15 protein-coding genes are annotated in these 17,624 nt (G+C 27.5%); 8 read left to right on the forward strand and 7 right to left on the reverse strand.

Annotated elements, in window-relative coordinates:
- Positions 1–920, forward strand: a 920-nt coding sequence (locus CP960_RS09730) for a histidine kinase dimerization/phosphoacceptor domain -containing protein (RefSeq protein ID WP_119184488.1), incomplete at its 5' end; no start/stop codon positions are given.
- Between the two features lie 126 nt (positions 921–1,046).
- Here CP960_RS09730 and CP960_RS09735 read toward each other — a convergent pair.
- Positions 1,047–2,759 (reverse strand): lysophospholipid acyltransferase family protein, encoded by a 1,713-nt coding sequence (locus tag CP960_RS09735; RefSeq protein WP_101185219.1) that lies wholly within the window; start codon positions 2,757–2,759, stop codon positions 1,047–1,049.
- A 115-nt stretch (positions 2,760–2,874) separates the two neighbouring features.
- Here CP960_RS09735 and CP960_RS09740 point away from each other — a divergent pair, with 115 nt between their 5' ends.
- The 3 genes from CP960_RS09740 to mfd are packed head-to-tail and all read left to right on the forward strand — an operon-like array spanning position 2,875 to position 6,869.
- Positions 2,875–3,585, forward strand: coding sequence for a DUF445 domain-containing protein (locus CP960_RS09740; protein ID WP_101185220.1), 711 nt, complete (start codon positions 2,875–2,877; stop codon positions 3,583–3,585).
- A gap of 4 nt (positions 3,586–3,589) precedes the next feature.
- Entirely contained in the window at positions 3,590–3,895 is a 306-nt protein-coding gene (locus tag CP960_RS09745; protein WP_101185221.1) for a hypothetical protein, read from the forward strand.
- Between the two features lie 4 nt (positions 3,896–3,899).
- On the forward strand, positions 3,900–6,869 hold the full coding sequence (gene mfd / locus CP960_RS09750) for a transcription-repair coupling factor (RefSeq protein WP_101185222.1): 2,970 nt from the start codon (positions 3,900–3,902) through the stop codon (positions 6,867–6,869).
- A gap of 126 nt (positions 6,870–6,995) precedes the next feature.
- On the opposite strand, the gene CP960_RS09755 is transcribed toward mfd, so the two are convergent.
- From CP960_RS09755 to CP960_RS09770, 4 genes are read right to left on the reverse strand one after another with little or no spacing between them, the layout of a single operon-like run.
- Entirely contained in the window at positions 6,996–8,636 is a 1,641-nt protein-coding gene (locus tag CP960_RS09755; RefSeq protein ID WP_228152051.1) for an HAL/PAL/TAL family ammonia-lyase, read from the reverse strand.
- A 49-nt stretch (positions 8,637–8,685) separates the two neighbouring features.
- Entirely contained in the window at positions 8,686–9,279 is a 594-nt protein-coding gene (locus tag CP960_RS09760) for a cytochrome c3 family protein (RefSeq protein ID WP_101185223.1), read from the reverse strand.
- Between the two features lie 12 nt (positions 9,280–9,291).
- Positions 9,292–9,717, reverse strand: a complete 426-nt coding sequence (locus tag CP960_RS09765; RefSeq protein ID WP_101185224.1) for a cytochrome c3 family protein — start codon at positions 9,715–9,717, stop codon at positions 9,292–9,294.
- A 9-nt stretch (positions 9,718–9,726) separates the two neighbouring features.
- Positions 9,727–11,289: a flavocytochrome c gene (locus CP960_RS09770; protein ID WP_228152052.1), complete on the reverse strand. Its 1,563-nt coding sequence runs from the start codon at positions 11,287–11,289 to the stop codon at positions 9,727–9,729.
- 219 nt (positions 11,290–11,508) lie between these two features.
- Between CP960_RS09770 and CP960_RS09775 the strand changes: the two genes are divergently transcribed.
- Positions 11,509–13,446, forward strand: a complete 1,938-nt coding sequence (locus CP960_RS09775; RefSeq protein WP_165777366.1) for a cache domain-containing protein — start codon at positions 11,509–11,511, stop codon at positions 13,444–13,446.
- Positions 13,439–14,134, forward strand: a complete 696-nt coding sequence (locus CP960_RS09780; RefSeq protein ID WP_101185226.1) for a response regulator transcription factor — start codon at positions 13,439–13,441, stop codon at positions 14,132–14,134. Before CP960_RS09775 ends, CP960_RS09780 begins: the two co-directional genes overlap by 8 nt.
- Here CP960_RS09780 and CP960_RS09785 read toward each other — a convergent pair.
- Positions 14,131–14,814 (reverse strand): rhodanese-like domain-containing protein, encoded by a 684-nt coding sequence (locus CP960_RS09785; RefSeq protein WP_101185227.1) that lies wholly within the window; start codon positions 14,812–14,814, stop codon positions 14,131–14,133. The genes CP960_RS09780 and CP960_RS09785 overlap by 4 nt on opposite strands.
- Positions 14,815–14,931: 117 nt before the next feature.
- Here CP960_RS09785 and CP960_RS09790 point away from each other — a divergent pair, with 117 nt between their 5' ends.
- The gene (locus CP960_RS09790; protein ID WP_101185228.1) at positions 14,932–15,621 is read left to right on the forward strand and encodes a response regulator transcription factor; all 690 of its coding nucleotides are present in this window, start codon (positions 14,932–14,934) and stop codon (positions 15,619–15,621) included.
- Positions 15,622–15,624: 3 nt separating this feature from the next.
- Here the strand turns inward: CP960_RS09790 and CP960_RS09795 are convergent, their stop codons facing one another.
- Positions 15,625–16,923 carry an FAD-dependent oxidoreductase gene (locus tag CP960_RS09795; RefSeq protein WP_101185229.1) on the reverse strand — a complete coding sequence of 433 codons (1,299 nt, stop codon included), beginning with the start codon at positions 16,921–16,923 and terminating at the stop codon, positions 15,625–15,627.
- A 202-nt stretch (positions 16,924–17,125) separates the two neighbouring features.
- Here CP960_RS09795 and CP960_RS09800 point away from each other — a divergent pair, with 202 nt between their 5' ends.
- Positions 17,126–17,623, forward strand: a complete 498-nt coding sequence (locus CP960_RS09800; RefSeq protein WP_101185230.1) for a Spy/CpxP family protein refolding chaperone — start codon at positions 17,126–17,128, stop codon at positions 17,621–17,623.
- Position 17,624: the final 1 nt, after the last annotated feature.

Consider the following 17,624-nt stretch of genomic DNA (forward strand, 5'->3'; position numbering starts at 1 on the left):
TAAACAAAAAAGATATTGAAAATAAAAATAATGCAGGAATAACTTTTCTTTTTACTGAAACTCTAATTGCTGTGGGAATAAGTTTTTTTATAATACTATTTTTTATTAGAAGAGTATTAAAAAATATTGATAAAGTTACAAAAACTGCTATATTAGTGAATGAAGGTAAGAAAAATATAAGATGTAATGTAAAAGGAAATGATGATATTGGAATTCTAGGTCAAGCATTTGATGCTATGCTAGACTTTTTTGAAAATAGTATAAAAACATTAGATGAGAAAGTTAAACAAAAAACTAAAAAAATATCAGACTCTTTAGAAGAGAAAAATATATTATTAAAAGAGATACACCATAGAGTAAAAAATAATCTTGCACTAACAATAGGATTGATTGAGTTACAACAAGAAGAAGTAAAAGATGAAAAAACAAAAAAAGTTCTAATTGATATTCAAGAAAGGGTTTTTACTATGGAGCTTTTGCATAGGAAATTATATGAATCCTCTAATATTGATAAAATTTTTCTTGATGAGTATATTTATGATTTAGTTCAAATAATCTCAAACTCTTATGATATAAATAAAAAAGTAGAATCTATTTTAAAAATAGAGAAAATAGAGTTAAATATAACAAAAGCAATGCCTTGTGGACTAATAATAAATGAGTTAGTAACAAACTCATATAAATATGCTTTTAAAACTTTAAAACAGCCCAAGTTAGAAGTGAATATTTATAGAAAAAATAGTGAATTAATTATAATAATTAAGGATAATGGCAAAGGATTAAAAAAAGATTTTTATGATATTTACAATGATACTTTAGGATTAAAACTTGTTTCTTCAATTGTAAAGTATCAACTATTTGGAACAATAGATTATAAGTATGAAAATGGAGCAAAGTTTATAATAAAAACAAAAATTTAATCTTTAATCTTCTTTGACAATGTAGAGTAAAAATCAATACTCTACATTGTAAAGCGAATATGATTTCTCATATTCCACACATAAGGATTGTAATTATACTTGCAAAAAATAACAATAAAATGATATTTAGCTATTTATGTATCTTTTTCTTTGAGAATCTTTTAATTTATCAATTTGTACAACTATGAAACCATCTACACAATCTGAAAAATCTGGGTCAACATTAAAAGCAAAGAATTTTACTCCACCTTCTTCACAAACTTCGCTATACTGTTTAAATAGTGTAGGTACAGCAACTCCCATATTCCCTAAAGAGGATTTTAAAATTTTAAAATCTTTTTTTCTATCATTTAATAAAAAAATCTCTTTAATATCTTGAATATTTGTACAGTATTGATAAGGAAGTCTTGCTTCAACAATATTTTTATCTACTCCAAAATAGTGTGAATAATAAAAAATCAACATATCTTTTGCAACTTGAGGAAAGCTTCCTGAAATTGAAACAGGTCCAAACATATATTTTATATTTGGATTTTGTTTTAAATAAGCTCCTATACCATACCATAAGTAGTCTAATGCTCTAGTTCCCCAATATTTTGGTTGAACAAAACTTCTTCCAAGTTCAATTGAATTTTTTAAATATAGTGAAAATTCATTATGATATTTAAAAAGTGAGTTTGAATAAAACCCTTTTACTCCAAGATTTTTATTTATAAAATCTCCATCTGCAATTCGATATGAACCAACAATCTCTAAATCATTTTCATCCCATAAAATAATATGTCTATAATAAATATCATACTTATCCGTATCGCGTTTTTTATTTATTCCTTCGCCTACTTTTCTAAAGCTAAGTTCTCTTAATCTTCCTAGCTCTTTTAAAACTGTTGAATCATCATTATAATCATACAAATAGATTTTTTTGCCATCTTTTGTTTGACCTATTAGTTTTGCACTTTTAAGCTCTTCAATAATATCCTCTTTTTTTTGAGGATGAGCAATAGCTTTTTGTGTAATAAAAAAAGACTTCTTTTTTCTCTTTTTTAAAGAATAAAGATGTTTTTTATAAATATTTACTAAAAATTTTTTATTTATTCCTTTTGGTTTTATATGTTCATTTGGAATAATTTCACCAATTTTTATATTTATATTTTTTGATTTACTTTTAAACATCTCATGTGAAAGCAAAAGAGTTGAAAATGTTTTGTTAACAACTGACATAGTATAAAAAACTTTTGAGTTTTTACCATCTATAAAAATGGGTAGAATTGCTGCATTTGCATTTTGTGCAAAATTTAAAAAACCTTTACTCCAAGTTGGGTCACTAATACCTTTTGCACTTGCTCGACTTACTTCTCCTGCTGGAAAAATTATAATGGCTTCTTCTTTATTTAAAGCTTCATAAACTGCTTTAATATCACTTTTTGATTGTCTTTTTTTATAATTATCAATTGGAATCATAAGAGGCTTTAATGCCTCTATTCCTGCAAGGAAATCGTTTGCTACAATTTTTACATCATGTCTTATGTTTCCAATAAGTTTTAATAAACAAAGAGCATCTAAGCCACCTAAAGGATGATTTGCAATAATTACAACTTTTCCAGAGGGTGGAATATTTTGTAAGTCATTACTTGAAACTGAATAATCAAAGTCAAAATAGTCTAAAACTGCATCTACAAACTCAAAACCAATTAAGTGAGAGTTTTTAGATAAAAACTCATTTATATGTTCTTCATGAACAATTTTTTTTGCAACTTTCAAAATAGAGTTACTTAAAAAGTTACCTTTTTGTTTAATTTTTGGGAATTTTTTTACAATTTCTTCTTCTACATTAACCATTATAATCCTTTGTAAAAGTTTATAAAACCACAGTTACAACTAAGTTACAAAAGGTTACTTTCTTTTTTTTGATTAAAATTATGTTAAAATCGCGAAAAAATAGAAGGAAGGATTAATGAGTAAATCTTTTATTTCAAATTTTTTAGCACTTTTGTTAGTTGTAGTTGGTTATTTAACAAACAATGAATTACTTTTAATGGTAGGATTGTTTGCTTTTAGTGGTGCAATTACAAATGCAATTGCTGTTCATATGTTATTTGAAAAAGTGCCTTTTTTATATGGAAGTGGTGTGGTTGAAAATAGATTTGAAGAGTTTAAATCTGGAATTCACTCACTTATGATGAATGAGTTTTTTACAAAAGAGAATTTAAATAGATTTTTTGAAGATGAGGTTTCAAGTAAAAAGTCAAACTTTGACCTTTCAGGGATTTTGCAAAAAACTGATTTTACTCCTGCTTTTGAATCTCTAAAAGAAGCAGTAATGAACTCTTCTTTTGGTGGAATGCTAGGTATGTTCGGAGGAGAACAAGCTTTAGAGCCTTTAAAAGAGCCTTTTGTACAAAAATTACAAAGTTCAATTATTAGCATTTCTGAAAATGAGAGTTTTCAAGAGGCTTTACATGCAAGTTTAAGCAGTAAAGATGTAAGTGATGATATACACAAAAAAGTAAGTGATATCGTAAATAAAAGATTAGATGAATTAACACCAAAAATGGTTAAACAAATAGTTCAAAAGATGATTAAAGAACATCTTGGATGGCTAGTTGTTTGGGGTGCAGTTTTTGGTGGATTAATTGGATTTCTAACAACTATTTTAGTAGGATAGAATTATGGAACAAAAAGAAGAATTAGAAGTATTAGTAGTACTAGAATTAAAAGGTTTACAAGACCAAGAAGTATTTGAAAAACATGTGACCAAAGAGGGCTTTAAAATTGTTGAAGGTGAAAAATATGCATACTCAGGAAGAAGTTCATCTACAACTTTTTCTACAAAAGCTTATATCTTAGAAATTTTTAGAAAAGGCCTTTTAAAAGCTGGTTTTGAAAGTTGTGGAATGATTTTCCAAATTGGTGAAATGCCATGGCAAGCTTATAAATTTGATAAAACTACAAATGATTTTGAAGCAGTAAAGTAAATATATGAAAAATATATTTGACTTTTTTTCAAAAAAAAATGATTGTCAATTATTAGTTGTTAATGACGATAAACAAGCACAAATAGCTTCAGATATAGTCTCTTACTTTGGTTATGAACCTTTTGTATTAGCTGACTTTAGAGCAAATTTTAAAGATGATTTATTATCTTTTAGCGATGAGTTACAAGATATTACAAAAGCTTTAAATGGTTTTTATAATTATAAAAAACAAAATAAGGTATTAATCTCACCTATTAGAACTATATCATTTCCAATGCCAAAAGATAAATGCTTTGATAACTTTACTATAAGTTTTGCAGATACATTAAATCTTGAAGAATTTAAGTCAAAGCTATATAATTGGGGATACTATTTTGTTGATATTGTTACAAGTCAATCTGAGGTTTCAATTAGAGGTGATATTGTAGATATTTGTCCTCTTGGAAGTGAAGTTGGGTATAGAATCTCTTTATTTGATGATGAAATTGAAAGTATTAGAAAATTTGATATTGAAGATCAAAAATCTTTTAAAGAAGAGATTGAAAGTTTTTCTATTTCTCCTGCTTTTTTAGCCTTAGATGAGCAAACTTTTGAAGAATTAAATGATGAAGTTCAAAAAGTAGAATCTGATGCTTTTATAAAAGATATTCACTCTTTAGGTTTTTGGTATTTAAACGATTTAGGAGAGTATCTTCCTTTAAGTATGAATACATATATAACTTATGAAGCTTTAGATGAGTTAGAAGAAGTTTATGTATTTGAAGAGAAAAGAGTTGCAAAAGAGAAATTTTTACAAACTCCTCAAATTCCTCAATCTAAAACATGTAAAGAGATTGATGTAGCTAATATAAAAGAGTTTATTGGTTTTCATGAGGGGAAAAAAGTAAATATCATCTCTTCAAGTGAAGCAAAGATTAAAAGTTTTGATTTAGATTTAAGTGATAGCTCTATTAATTATATCATTAAACCATATATTATAAATGTAGTAAATGATGAACAAATAGTAATATCTTTAAATAAAGAGATAAAAAAAAGAAGAAAAAAAAGAGTAAGGCTTGTACTTGATGAACTTCAAGAAGGAGATTTTGTAGTTCATGAAAAACATGGTATTGGTAAATATCAAGGAATTGAACCTGTTACTGTAATGGGAGCTAAAAGAGATTTTGTTATTGTAATGTACGCAGGTGATGATAAATTACTTTTACCTGTTGAAAACCTTGATTTAATTGATAGATATGTTGCTAATGGAAACTCTTATGCTGTTGTTGACAAACTTGGACGTGGTAGTTTTGCAAAGTTAAAACAAAAAGTAAAAGATAAACTTTTTGCAATTGCAAATGATATTATAAAAGTTGCAGCAAGTAGAGAGTTAATAAATGGAATAAAAATAGATACTAATAAACAGATATTACAAGAGTTTCAACAAAGTGCAGGTTTTGATTATACTAAAGACCAAAAAAGAAGTATAAAAGAGATTTTTGAAGATTTAAGTAGTGGAAAAGTAATGGATAGATTACTTTCAGGAGATGTTGGATTTGGAAAAACAGAAGTAGCAATGAATGCTATTTTAGCAACAGTTTTAGATGGTTATCAAGCTATTTTTGTATGTCCTACAACACTTTTAGCAACACAACACTATCATAGTATTTCAAAAAGATTTGAAAGTTTTGGAATTACTATGGCAAAACTTGATGGAAAGAGTACAACAAAAGAAAAAAATCATATAAAAAAAGGTTTAGTAAGTGGTGAAATAGATTTTGTAATTGGTACTCACTCTTTACTTAGTGTTCAAACAAAAGATTTAGCCTTAGTAGTTATTGATGAAGAGCATAAATTTGGAGTAAAACAAAAAGAGAAATTAAAAGCATTAAGACAAGATGTACATATTTTTTCTATGAGTGCAACACCAATTCCTAGAACCTTAAATTTAGCACTTAGTAAATTAAAAGGAATGAGTAGTTTATTAACTCCTCCAAATGAAAGACTAGGTGTTAGAACATATGTAAAAGAGTATAGTCATAAGTTAATTAAAGAGATTATATTAAGAGAAAAAAGAAGAGGTGGACAACTTTTTTATGTACATAATAATATTGCTTCAATAGAGGCAAAAAAAGCAGATATACAAGAGATAGTTCCAAATATAAAAGTTGAAATAATTCACTCAAAAATTAAACCTGCAGAAGCTGAAAAAATTATTGATGCTTTTGAAAATAAAGAGTTTGATGTATTATTAGCAACTTCAATTGTAGAGTCAGGACTTCATCTTCCAAATGCTAACTCTATTATAATTGATGGAGCAGATAGATTTGGTATTGCAGATTTACATCAATTAAGAGGAAGAGTTGGACGAAGTGATAAAGAAGGTTTTTGTTATTACGTTGTAGAAGATAAAAAACAAATAACTTCAGATGCAATAAAAAGACTTGTTGCTTTAGAATCAAACTCTTATTTGGGAAGTGGAACAGCTCTTGCCCATCAAGATTTAGAGATTAGAGGCGGTGGAAATATAATTGGTGAAGCACAAAGTGGTCACATTAAACAAATTGGATATGGTTTATATTTAAAAATGCTTGAAGAAGCATTAGCTACTTTAAGTGGTGAAGTAAAAGAAGAGAATAAAACTGTTGATATTAAGCTTGCAATTAGTGCATTTATCTCAAATGATTATATTAGTGAAGATAGAGTAAGACTAGAGTTATATAGAAGATTAAGTAAAGCTACAAGTAAAGAAGAGGTTTATTCAATAGAAGAAGAGATGGAAGATAGATTTGGAAGACCTGATACGGTTACAAAACAGTTTTTAGAATTGATTTTAATTAAAATATATGCTTTATCAAAAGGTATTAAACAGATTAGTTCATATGAAATGAATATTACCTTTGTAAAAAATGATGATACTAAACAAAGTATTAAATCATCAAGTAAAGATGATGATGACATAATTGCTGCTACTTTACAATATTTAAGAAAATAGAAATAATAGTAATAAAAAAAAAGGCCCTTTACTTTTGTAAAGGACCTTTGTAAATCAAGGAGTGTAAACTTAAAAAATTCGTTGTCATAGTTAGGATTCTATGATGAAAAAACTTGCTTCGTTAACTTATTTGTACTCTTTTAAGAATTTAGCTGCATTTCTAAAGTCATCAGTTAAAGGTCTGTCATACTCTAAGAAATCTACAACTTTTCTAAACTCTTTATACATTTTTTCTGTTGCTGGCGATAGTTTTAAATTAGGATTTTTTTGTAATCTTAAATCAATCGCTTGAGAAGCAATTAATAACTCCATACCATAAATATGATATAAGTTGTCAATTTGTTTTCTAACTCTTTTTAATACTTCAGGAGCATTAGTTGCAATATCTTCAATATCTCCTGCTACTGGTAAGTAGTTAAGTGAAATAGGGTTAGCTAAAGCTTGGTTCTTAGCTGCTAAAGATACAAATGGTTTTTGCATTGCACCAAATGCATGTACAGTGTTTTTTGTACCTAAGAATCTTGATAATTTTGTAAATTTAGGTTTTAATAGTTTATTTGATCTTTGTGCTGATGCTAAAGAGTTATGTGCTAGTACAATAGCATTTGCTTCAAATTCAACTACCCATGGCATTGGTTCAAAGTTTGCAGTTGGAACAACAGCTCCTTTATACTCATCACCATTTACATAAACTTTTTTCTCTTGGTATCTATTTGATTCAGATTTAACACCAATTGCAACACCTGGATTATCATCAGATGAGTTCCATTGGATTTTCATTAGGTTATCTAATTTATTAATTGAAGTATCTAAAGTACCTAAGATATAAGCTCCATCTCTATAACTTAATGGATCTTGTAATGCTCTAGTAGAGTCTTTTTCCCAAAGGTAACTACCTTCTAAGATTTTAGTAATTTTTTTAGCTGCACCTACATAACCTGGGAAAGGTCTTAATTTTTGAGTTTCTGTATGCATTGGAGCAATATTTCCATTTAATGCTTCTAAACTTAAAGCATAAACATATTTAGAAACTTTAGTTAATTGTTTCATCTCTTCAAGTGCTAATCCAGCTAAAGCTCCTGAATAAGCATTTGAACTAATAATTGATAATGCATCTTTACCAAATAAAGAGATCTTTTTAACACCAGCTTTAGCAAATGCCTCTTTTGTAGGCATTTTTTTACCTTTATAGTAAACATGGCCTTCACCTATCATAGCAAGACCAATGTGTCCTAAGATTGTAATATCAGCTTCTCCCATCGAACCTTGCGATGGCATAGCTGGGATAATGTCTTTGTTTAAAAACGTTTTGTACATATTCACAACTTTTGTTTGTACACCTGTTCCACCAACTAAAATGTTGTTTAATCTAGTAACTAAGATTGCTCTTGCTTCTTTAACAGGAATATCTTCTCCAACACCACCACAGTGCGCATGAATTAATCCTTTATTAAACTTTGTTGATGCGTTGATAACTGCTTGGCTTAATTCACCTTCAGCATTTACCATTTTTTTATCTTTATTTAGACCAACACCTACTGTTAGTCCATAGATTTTATGTCCATTCTCCGCTGCTTCAATTAATACATTATGAGAAGTTTGTACTCTTTTCATCGCCTCACTAGTAATCTTGATATCTTCACCTTTAGCAACTTCTAAAATTTTGTCACTTGTCATGTGTTTCCCATCAAGAACAACTGGTGCTGCAAATGCATTTATCATACCAAACGCAATTAAACTTGTTTTTATTAACATTGATTTAGACATTATATATCCTTTTGTTTTTGTTAGATTTTTTCTAATCTATTATTATAATCTATTTTATATCATCTTCCCATTCACCAACAGGTTCGTGAGTTCTATCATATAAAATTTTACTTAGCTTTTTATGTCCCACATTTTTGTGGCAACTAGCACATCTTAAAGGGTCTTTGTCAGCATCTTTATATTTTGTATACAGATTGTGCATTCTACTAGCTGCTGCACTTTGACTCTCTGTTTCTTCGATATTACTGTGACAACTCATACAACCACTGTCAAAAACATATGATTCTCTTTTTTCTCTATGAGCTTGCCAATCCATCTCTTTTGGATCATTTACTATTACTGATGTTACTTCTACTATTCCATTAACTCCTTTTTTAAATAGGTAATTTGCCAAACTATCGTGTGGTAGATGGCAAGATACACATTTAGTTTTAATTCCATGAGGATTATTTCCACCATGTGTATCATGAGAATATGATTCAACCATTGGATCCATCCAGCTATGACAAGATACACAGAACTTATCATCACTTGTAGCTTTAATAGCAGCATGTCCTCCAAAAGTGAATATTAGACCAAGTACAATACTGGCACCTGCTACTGTTAATAAAACTTTTTTGCTTTTTAAGAAATCAAAATTCATTTCACACACTCCTTATGGCACTAATAATTTTTTCATAGAATCTTGAGAGTGGCACATTACACAATAGTTTTGTGACTCTTTATGTGATGAGTGACATAAGTTACAATCCATATTTGGATAGTGTGGTGATGCATGAATATTATCATCATAACCTAAGTACTCAGTTCTCTCTGCCAATGTTTTATAATCTTTATGGCATTCTAAACAATCTTTTGTTGTTAACTCTGTGTATGACTCTTTTGGCCCATCGCCATGACAGTCTGCACAGTCAAATCTTAATTTTCCATGGTGAGCTTTAATTGGATAATTCTTTTTAGAATACTCACCATTGTCAATTTGTGTTTTTACTGCAATATTAGAATCAGTGCTGTTTGCAGAAACAATAACACCTAAAAAAGCGAATACTGCAATAGTTGCAATTACTAAAATTTTTTTCATTATCTTCTCCTAAACTCTTTGTTTCAATAACTTAACAGCACTTTTTGCAGCGATTCGTCCAAATACTAGACAATCAGGAACTGCACAACTTCCTAGTCTACTTGCACCGTGTGGTCCACCAACTGCTTCTCCAGCAGCAAATAAACCTTCAATTGCTTTGTCATCTTTTCCATATACTCTAGCTTCAGTATCAATAACAACTCCACCCATTGTGTGGTGAACTTTTGGAATTGCTCTAAATGCATAATATGGAGGCTTAGAAATATTTGGAGTTTTACCTCTTAATTTAAAGAAAGGTTTATTCATCTCCTCATCTTTTCCATTTTCAACATATTTATTATAATCATCAACAGTTTTCTTTAATCCATCATATGGAATTTTATAAAAGTCTGCTAACTCTTTTAGTGTGTCAAATTTTCTAATAACTTTTTTATGAATACCTCTGTAAACATTCTCTTTTCTTGTACCAGTTGCTCCAACGCTATCACAGAAAACAACAGGGTGAGTTAATGAACCATCTGGATTTTCATGGATTTTTAAAATAGCGTCAGCTCTAATTTTTCTATCTGCTAACTCATTTACAAATCTTTTACCAGTTCGTGCATCAACCATAACTCCGTAAGCAAACGCAGGGATAGCAAACACAGGAGAAATACCAAATCCTTTTTCATCAGGTGACCCCCAAGGTCCAAGTTGTACCCAACCTAAGTCTCTTGTTTTTATATTGTTTTTCATCATCATTCTAAGGGCATAACCAGTTGCACCATAATGATTAGTACAGTCTAAATCAGGAGTAAGTTTAGGATCAACTTTTTGTCTAAAGTTTACATCATATGCAAACCCACCAGTAGCCATAATAACACCACCTTTAATTTTGTAGTATTTTGTAGTACCAGTCTTATTATCTTCTTCATTAGACATTGGATCATAACTAAATTTATAGTTTTCTCTTACTTTGATACCAATAACTTTTTTACCACTTTTATCAAAGATTAAATCATCTAAGATAACTCTAGTTCTAATAGTTCCACCATTCTTTTTTGCATAAGCTTGTAAAGGTAGTGTAATCTTTCCACCTGAGTTAATTGCTGGCCAAATAGTTCTTGGAACTGAGTGTCCACCAAAGTGTCCTAAGTTATTTCTATAAAATACACCTCTTTCAGTAGTGAACTTATAAGCTTCAAAACCGTTTTTAGCGATAACTTCAACAAGCTCTCTTTGGTTTAATCCAAGTCCAGCCTTAAAGATATCTTTTACATATAATTCATAAGAGTCTTCAATTCCTCTCTCTTTTTGTTGAGGTGACCCAACAATTGAAAAAGCTCCACCATTAATTGCTGAATTTCCTCCAAGAACTGGCATCTTATCAATCATTAATGTTTTTGCACCTAAATCTATCGCTTGGCATAAAGCAGCTGAACCAGCAAAACCAGAACCGGCAACAACTACGTCCCATTCTTCATCCCACTGAATGTCTTCTTCATTAGCGAATAAATTTGTTTTCATTCCCATCATCGCAGCACCACCAACTATAGTACCACTTTTGACAAAATCTCTTCTACTAATTTTCAAAATGAACTCCTTTGTAAGTTTTGTCAAGTGTAATTATAATAGATGGTATAGGTCTAAAAAGTAACTAAAATATTCAGGTTAATATAAAAACAAAAGATATATAATTTTTTTAATTTAAAATATAAAGAATATATAATGAAAAAACCTTTTTTTAAAAATATAAAACTTTTTTTAGTATTTAGTCTGATTTTTTTTGGACTCATATTAAGTAATTACATGGTGAATTTAGAGATTTTGCAAGGTATGATTAGAGATCAACAAACAAATACTATTAAAAGTGCTTCTAAAAGAATAAGTAAGTGGTTAGACCAAAAAATTGATAGTATGAATGTAATTAAAACATTTATAAAAGGCCTTGACCACGAAGAACATCCTGAATATATAGAGAATTTACTTTTACAAAGTAAAGAAGTTGCAAACTTTGCAAATGTTTATGTAGGATATGAAGATGATGTTATTTTATCAGGACTAAAATGGAATAGACCAACAAATTATGACACAATTAGAAGACCTTGGTATATAAAAACTACAAATAGAAATAGAACTACAATTACAGATCCATATTATGATGTGGGATTTAAAAAAGTTGTTGTTGCAATTTGTACTCCTTTTTTAGAAAAAAAGAAAAGACAAGGAGTAGTATGTGGAATTTTGCCATTAAATCATATTAGAAATGAGATTTTAGATATATCTTTACCTTATGATGGAATTGCTTATTTAATAGATGGATATGGAAAGATATTACTTCATCCAAGAGAACATATGCAATTAAAAAACTCTCCTTATGGTTTGTTAGCTAAAAGAAAGAGTACTACTGTAAATAACGAGTTAGATGATTATATCTTTTCCCATGACCATATTGACCAATCAAATTGGTTTATTATTGCACAACTTGACAAAAGTAGCGTTTATAAAAAAGTAAACTTACAACTAATAATTAATCTTACTATTTATGGATTAAGCCTTGTTTTATTTATAGTCTTAAATATTTTATATACAAAAAAACAGAATTTAAGTGATGAAAAATTAAAAAAAACAGAAACTTTACTAAATCACTTTATTGAATACGGGGATAGAGGAGTTTTAATAGCAGATTCAAAAAGTAAAATTCTATTTTTCAACTCAATTTTTACAAAATTTTTAGAACTAAGTAAGAGTGATATAGAAGATACTTATTTAGAAGCTTCAAATAATATATTTAAAACTTTTAATTTTAATGTATATACAAAAATTTATAAAAAAATCGCCCATGCTAAACACTTTAAAGAGAGTCAAGAGTGCAGTTTTGAACATAGATGTGAAGAAGGAGAGATTTGTTATTTTCAAATTACGGTTTTACCAGTATTTAGTAGTGATAAAGTTTATCAAGGATTAATGATATTTTTACAAGATGTAACAGCAAAAGAGAAAGAGAAAATATATAAAAAAGAGCAAGAAGATATACTCTTTCAGCAAGCAAAAATGGCAGACTTAGGAGAGATGATTGCTGCAGTTTCTCATCAATGGAGACAACCTTTAAATTCACTTTCAATTATGGTTGGTAATTTATTACAGTTTAAGCAGATGAACCAATTAACAGATGATATGTTTGAAGAGAATCTTAATCACTGTATTACAAATATTCACTATTTAGCTGATACAATTGAAACTTTTAGAAACTTTTATAAACCAAGTAAAAAATGGCAAGAGTTTGAAGTTGATAAAGCAATTGATGAAGTTTTTTATATAATTTCACCACATTTTAAAACACTTGGAATAAAATTAGATATTATTAAAGATATGAAAGATAATATGACTTGCTTGAATTATAAAAATGAGTTTCAACAAATAGTTGCAAATCTTATACATAATGCTAAAGATGCAATTATTGAAGATAAAAAGTACTCTAAAGTAATTGAAGTTGATATAGAGTTATTAGATAATAAATTCTATATAAAGTTTAGAGATTATGGTTGTGGAATAAATAAAAAAATAGAGAAAAAACTATTTCAATCTTTTGCTACAACAAAAGATGAAAAAGGTACAGGAAAAGGTTTATATCTTTCAAAATTAATTGCAAAAAACAAGTTAAGAGGTGATTTATTAGTTACAAACTACAAAGAACCTACGGAGTTTTTAATAATTTTACCAACACAAAAGGGAAATGAAAATGCTTGATACAAAAGTATTAAAAAAATTAGCAAATATTCATGTTTTAATTGTTGAAGATGATGAAATGACAGCTCATGTTATACATCAATCTTTAAATTTTCATTGTAAAAAAGTTGATGTGGCAAATAATGGAATGGAAGGCTTTGAAATGTATGAAAAAAATAGGCCTGATGTTGTAATTGCAGATATAAATATGCCTGAGATGAGTGGCCTTGATATGGTAAAGGCTTTGCATGAAGTTTGTCCACATCTACCTGTGATTATTATGACTTCATATGATAGTTCAGAAAATATGTTAGAAAGTATTAATCAAGGTGTATATAGTTATTTAAGAAAACCTATTAGAATTGAAGAGCTTCAAACAGCTTTATTAATGGCAACAAAAAATATTTATAATTCAAATATTAAATTAGAAGATGAGTTTCATTATGATTGCAATTCAAAAACTTTATATAATGGTTATAAACAAATAAAACTTACAAAAACTGAAAAAGAGTTGGTACATTTACTTATGTCAAATATAAATAAAGTAGTTGATTTTACAACTATTGAGAGTTATGTTTGGCAAGAAAAAAGTATGAGTATAGAAGCTTTAAGAATGTGTGTAAAGAAAATAAGAGCAAAGAGTTATTTAAAATTAATACAAAGTGTTCCAGGATGTGGATATATAATTAATTCAGAAAGTAATGATTAATCATTACTTTTTGGTTTATATATAGTAAAAGACATAGAGTTCCAACTATGTATTCCTCCTCTATACCATAAAATCTTATTTTCTGGATAACCAATTTTTATTAAATTATCAATAGCTTTAAAAGATTGTTTACACCAAGCACCATTACAAAATACTATTATTTTCTTTGCATTAGTAAAATCATAAGAGTTTTTTGTTTTTTTTACATTTAATTTTTTCATACTATTTTTAAATAAATCCATAAAAAGTTCATCTTTTTCCAATTCATCAAATGGAATATTTATTGCAGTTGGAATAGTTCCTAATTTGAACCATGACTCTCTTCTTACATCAACTAATGCATATTTTTTTGGGTTTTTTAATAATTTATTTTTTATAAAATCTAAAACTTCAAGCTCTGCAATAGTTTTTATATTATCATTGTATTTTATGGGTAAAACAACTCCTTTTGTAGTAATAAAGCTCTTTTTACACTCTTTAGGAACTTTTTTACTTGCAAAATCTTTACTCCAAAAAAGTTCTGGAACCATTCCAAACTCTACACATTTACTTGGAACTTCTCGTTCAATAACAACTATTTTATTATCAATTTTAGTTTTTACTCCACTTAATTGAAGCATTTGTAAATTTGAACTAAATAAACTTAGATTAAATATAACTATTAGTGCAAAAAATTTCATCTTTTCTCCTTTTAATTATTATATTATATGAGTAAATATTTATTGTTTGCTTATAAAAAGTAATAAAAATTAATTTTAATTATAGTAGAATTTATTAAATTATATAAAGAGATTATTATGCTTAGTTTAAAAATACTAAAAAAGTTATCAAATATTAAAGTCTTGATTGTAGAAGACGATAAGCATGCTTTAGATGAACTTTATACTTCATTTTCTTATTTTTGTAAAAATGTAGAAGTTGCAAATAATGGTTTAGAAGGATTTGATAAATTTGAAAAAAATAAACCTGATATAATAATTACAGATATTTCAATGCCAAAATTAACAGGTTTTGAATTGATAAAACTAGTTAAAATCCATGCTCCTCATATACCAATAATAATTATAACAGCACATGATACAGATGAAAATTTACTAAATAGTTTAGATAAACAGATATATTTTTTTGTAAGAAAACCAATAAACTTAAAAGAGTTACAAACAGCTGTACTTATGGCAACTAAAGATTTAATTCATAATAGAGTAGTTTTTAAAAATGGTTATAATTATAATAAAGAAACAAAGTCTTTATATAAAGAAAATAAAATTATAAAGTTTACAAAGACTGAAAAAAAGTTATTTGATTTTTTTATTTCAAATCAAAATAGAATTTTAAGCTATGAAACAATTGAAAATTTTGTTTGGGAAGAGAAAAGTATGAGTATAGAAGCTTTAAGAATGTGCATAAAAAAGATTAGAACAAAAAGTTATAAAGATATTATACAGACTTGTTCTGGACAAGGCTATATAATGAAAATTGAAGAATAAATTCTATTTTAAAATATCTTGGGTTAAACCAAAATACCAAGCTCTAGCACTTTGTGCTGTTTGTTTGTTTATATCTGAAACTTCTGCTTTAACTTTTAATTTATCTTTTTTATAACTATATTCATGAGTTATTGAAACAGCTTTTGTTTTTGTAATCATTGAATAACAAACATTTCCTGGTAAGTTAGTCTTATAATTAAACTTTTTATTATCTATTCTTGATATTAAATCTTCTGCTAAAATATAAGCACATGAGTTTGCCATTTGGGCTGATTTTGGGAAAGGATATTGTCCTTGTGCATCTCCTATTACATAAATAGTATCTGAACTAATTGATTGATAAGTAGGCTCTTTTAGTTTAGCAAAGCCATGAAGTGTTTCTAATTTTGCAATTTCAATTAGTTCATTTGCTTTATTTGGTGGGATAATATTTGCTTGTTCAAATTGTAGTTTTTTTATTTTATAATCAAGAATAGATTTATCAAATATCTCAAAAGTTATTTGCTTTTGTTCAAAATCAATATCTTTAAAGTTTGAGTGGGGTAAATATTCAATATAATTTTTATAATATTTATTAAAAGCTTTTAAAAACTTATGGGGTTTTGCCGCAGGTTTTTCTCTAGGGTCTAAAACAATAACTTTTCCTTTTATATTATTTGTTTTAAAATAAGTAGCTATCATGCAAGCTCTTTCATAAGGAGCGGGAGGACATTTATAAGAGCCATTTGGAATAGAAATTATAAAATTCCCACCCTTGAAAGTTTGAACCATATTTTTTAAAGTAATATGCTCTTTACCTGCTTTTAGACCTGCTGGTGCTTTTAGTTTACACTCTTCTATTTTATTTATATCTTTAATGATTTTTTTATAATCGTAATCAATTCCAGCAGCAATTATTAAATAATCATAGCTAATTTGTTGATTTGAAGTAAAAATTATTTTTTTATCTTTGTTTATATCAATAACTTTTGCATTTATAAAATTGTATTTATATTTATTTATACTATTATTGTAACTAAAATTTAAATCTTCAAATTTTATATTTGCTACATTTGCTAACCATTGATTGGTAAAAGGGCATGAAGAAAAACTTGAGTTTTGTTCTATTACAGTTACATCTAAATTAGGTTTTAGTTCTTTTAATCTTTTTACACAACTAAGTCCAGCAAATCCTGCACCACAAATTGCAACAGTAGTTTTGATATTTTTATTAGTTCTTACTTGTATAGATGAGTATAAATTAGTTGAACCTAATACAGCAGCACTAATCATAGAATATTTTATAAAATCTCTTCTAATCATATCTTCTCCAATAATAATAATTAAACAATTTTAACAAAAAAAAGAGTATAAATTAATTATGTATTATATTAATAATAAGAAAATTTTATAAAAAATAGTTCTTTGTTAAATTGTAACTATTAATAATTTGTTAAGCTATAGTTTAAAAGTGGTTAAAAACACTATCTTATAATTTCAATATACAATTTAAAAGGAGTATAGAATGAAAGTTCTAACAAGTATAATAGCAAGTTCGGTTTTAGCAACAGGTCTTTTTGCATATGGTAATGGAATGCAAAACAATTGCAATATGCAAAATTTCAAAGGTCAAAACTTTAATTGTGCACAAAATTATAAGGGTGGAAACTATAATTGTGTGAATAATTATAAAAATAATAAGATGATGAAAAGAGGTTATGGAAACTCAATGGGAATGGGTGTTTTAAGAGTAGTAAGACAATTAGATTTAACAATTGAGCAAAGAAATGATATTAGAAATATTATGTTAAAAGCAAGGGCTCAAAGACAAACTATAAATGAAGCTTTTACAAAATCAAGTTTTGATAAAGATAAATATATTAAAATAGTTACTTCTAAAAGAGAGAATATGATAAAATTAAAAGCTCAAATGATAGAAGATATTTATAAGGTTTTAACAGACAAGCAAAAAGAGCAATTTAAAGTATTATTGGATTTGAGAACTAATAGATACAAAGGATAAA

The sequence above is a fragment of the Malaciobacter halophilus genome (assembly GCF_002837275.1).
GTDB classification, from domain to species: domain Bacteria; phylum Campylobacterota; class Campylobacteria; order Campylobacterales; family Arcobacteraceae; genus Malaciobacter; species Malaciobacter halophilus.

What these genes read in the sequence shown, in the direction of transcription:
- CP960_RS09735 (WP_101185219.1), bottom strand. Translation starts at nt 2,759, where the DNA reads ATGGTTAATGTAGAAGAAGAAATTGTAAAAAAATTCCCAAAAATTAAA.
- CP960_RS09740 (WP_101185220.1), top strand. Translation starts at nt 2,875, where the DNA reads ATGAGTAAATCTTTTATTTCAAATTTTTTAGCACTTTTGTTAGTTGTA.
- CP960_RS09745 (WP_101185221.1), top strand. Translation starts at nt 3,590, where the DNA reads ATGGAACAAAAAGAAGAATTAGAAGTATTAGTAGTACTAGAATTAAAA.
- mfd (WP_101185222.1), top strand. Translation starts at nt 3,900, where the DNA reads ATGAAAAATATATTTGACTTTTTTTCAAAAAAAAATGATTGTCAATTA.
- CP960_RS09755 (WP_228152051.1), bottom strand. Translation starts at nt 8,636, where the DNA reads ATGTCTAAATCAATGTTAATAAAAACAAGTTTAATTGCGTTTGGTATG.
- CP960_RS09760 (WP_101185223.1), bottom strand. Translation starts at nt 9,279, where the DNA reads ATGAATTTTGATTTCTTAAAAAGCAAAAAAGTTTTATTAACAGTAGCA.
- CP960_RS09765 (WP_101185224.1), bottom strand. Translation starts at nt 9,717, where the DNA reads ATGAAAAAAATTTTAGTAATTGCAACTATTGCAGTATTCGCTTTTTTA.
- CP960_RS09780 (WP_101185226.1), top strand. Translation starts at nt 13,439, where the DNA reads ATGCTTGATACAAAAGTATTAAAAAAATTAGCAAATATTCATGTTTTA.
- CP960_RS09785 (WP_101185227.1), bottom strand. Translation starts at nt 14,814, where the DNA reads ATGAAATTTTTTGCACTAATAGTTATATTTAATCTAAGTTTATTTAGT.
- CP960_RS09790 (WP_101185228.1), top strand. Translation starts at nt 14,932, where the DNA reads ATGCTTAGTTTAAAAATACTAAAAAAGTTATCAAATATTAAAGTCTTG.
- CP960_RS09795 (WP_101185229.1), bottom strand. Translation starts at nt 16,923, where the DNA reads ATGATTAGAAGAGATTTTATAAAATATTCTATGATTAGTGCTGCTGTA.
- CP960_RS09800 (WP_101185230.1), top strand. Translation starts at nt 17,126, where the DNA reads ATGAAAGTTCTAACAAGTATAATAGCAAGTTCGGTTTTAGCAACAGGT.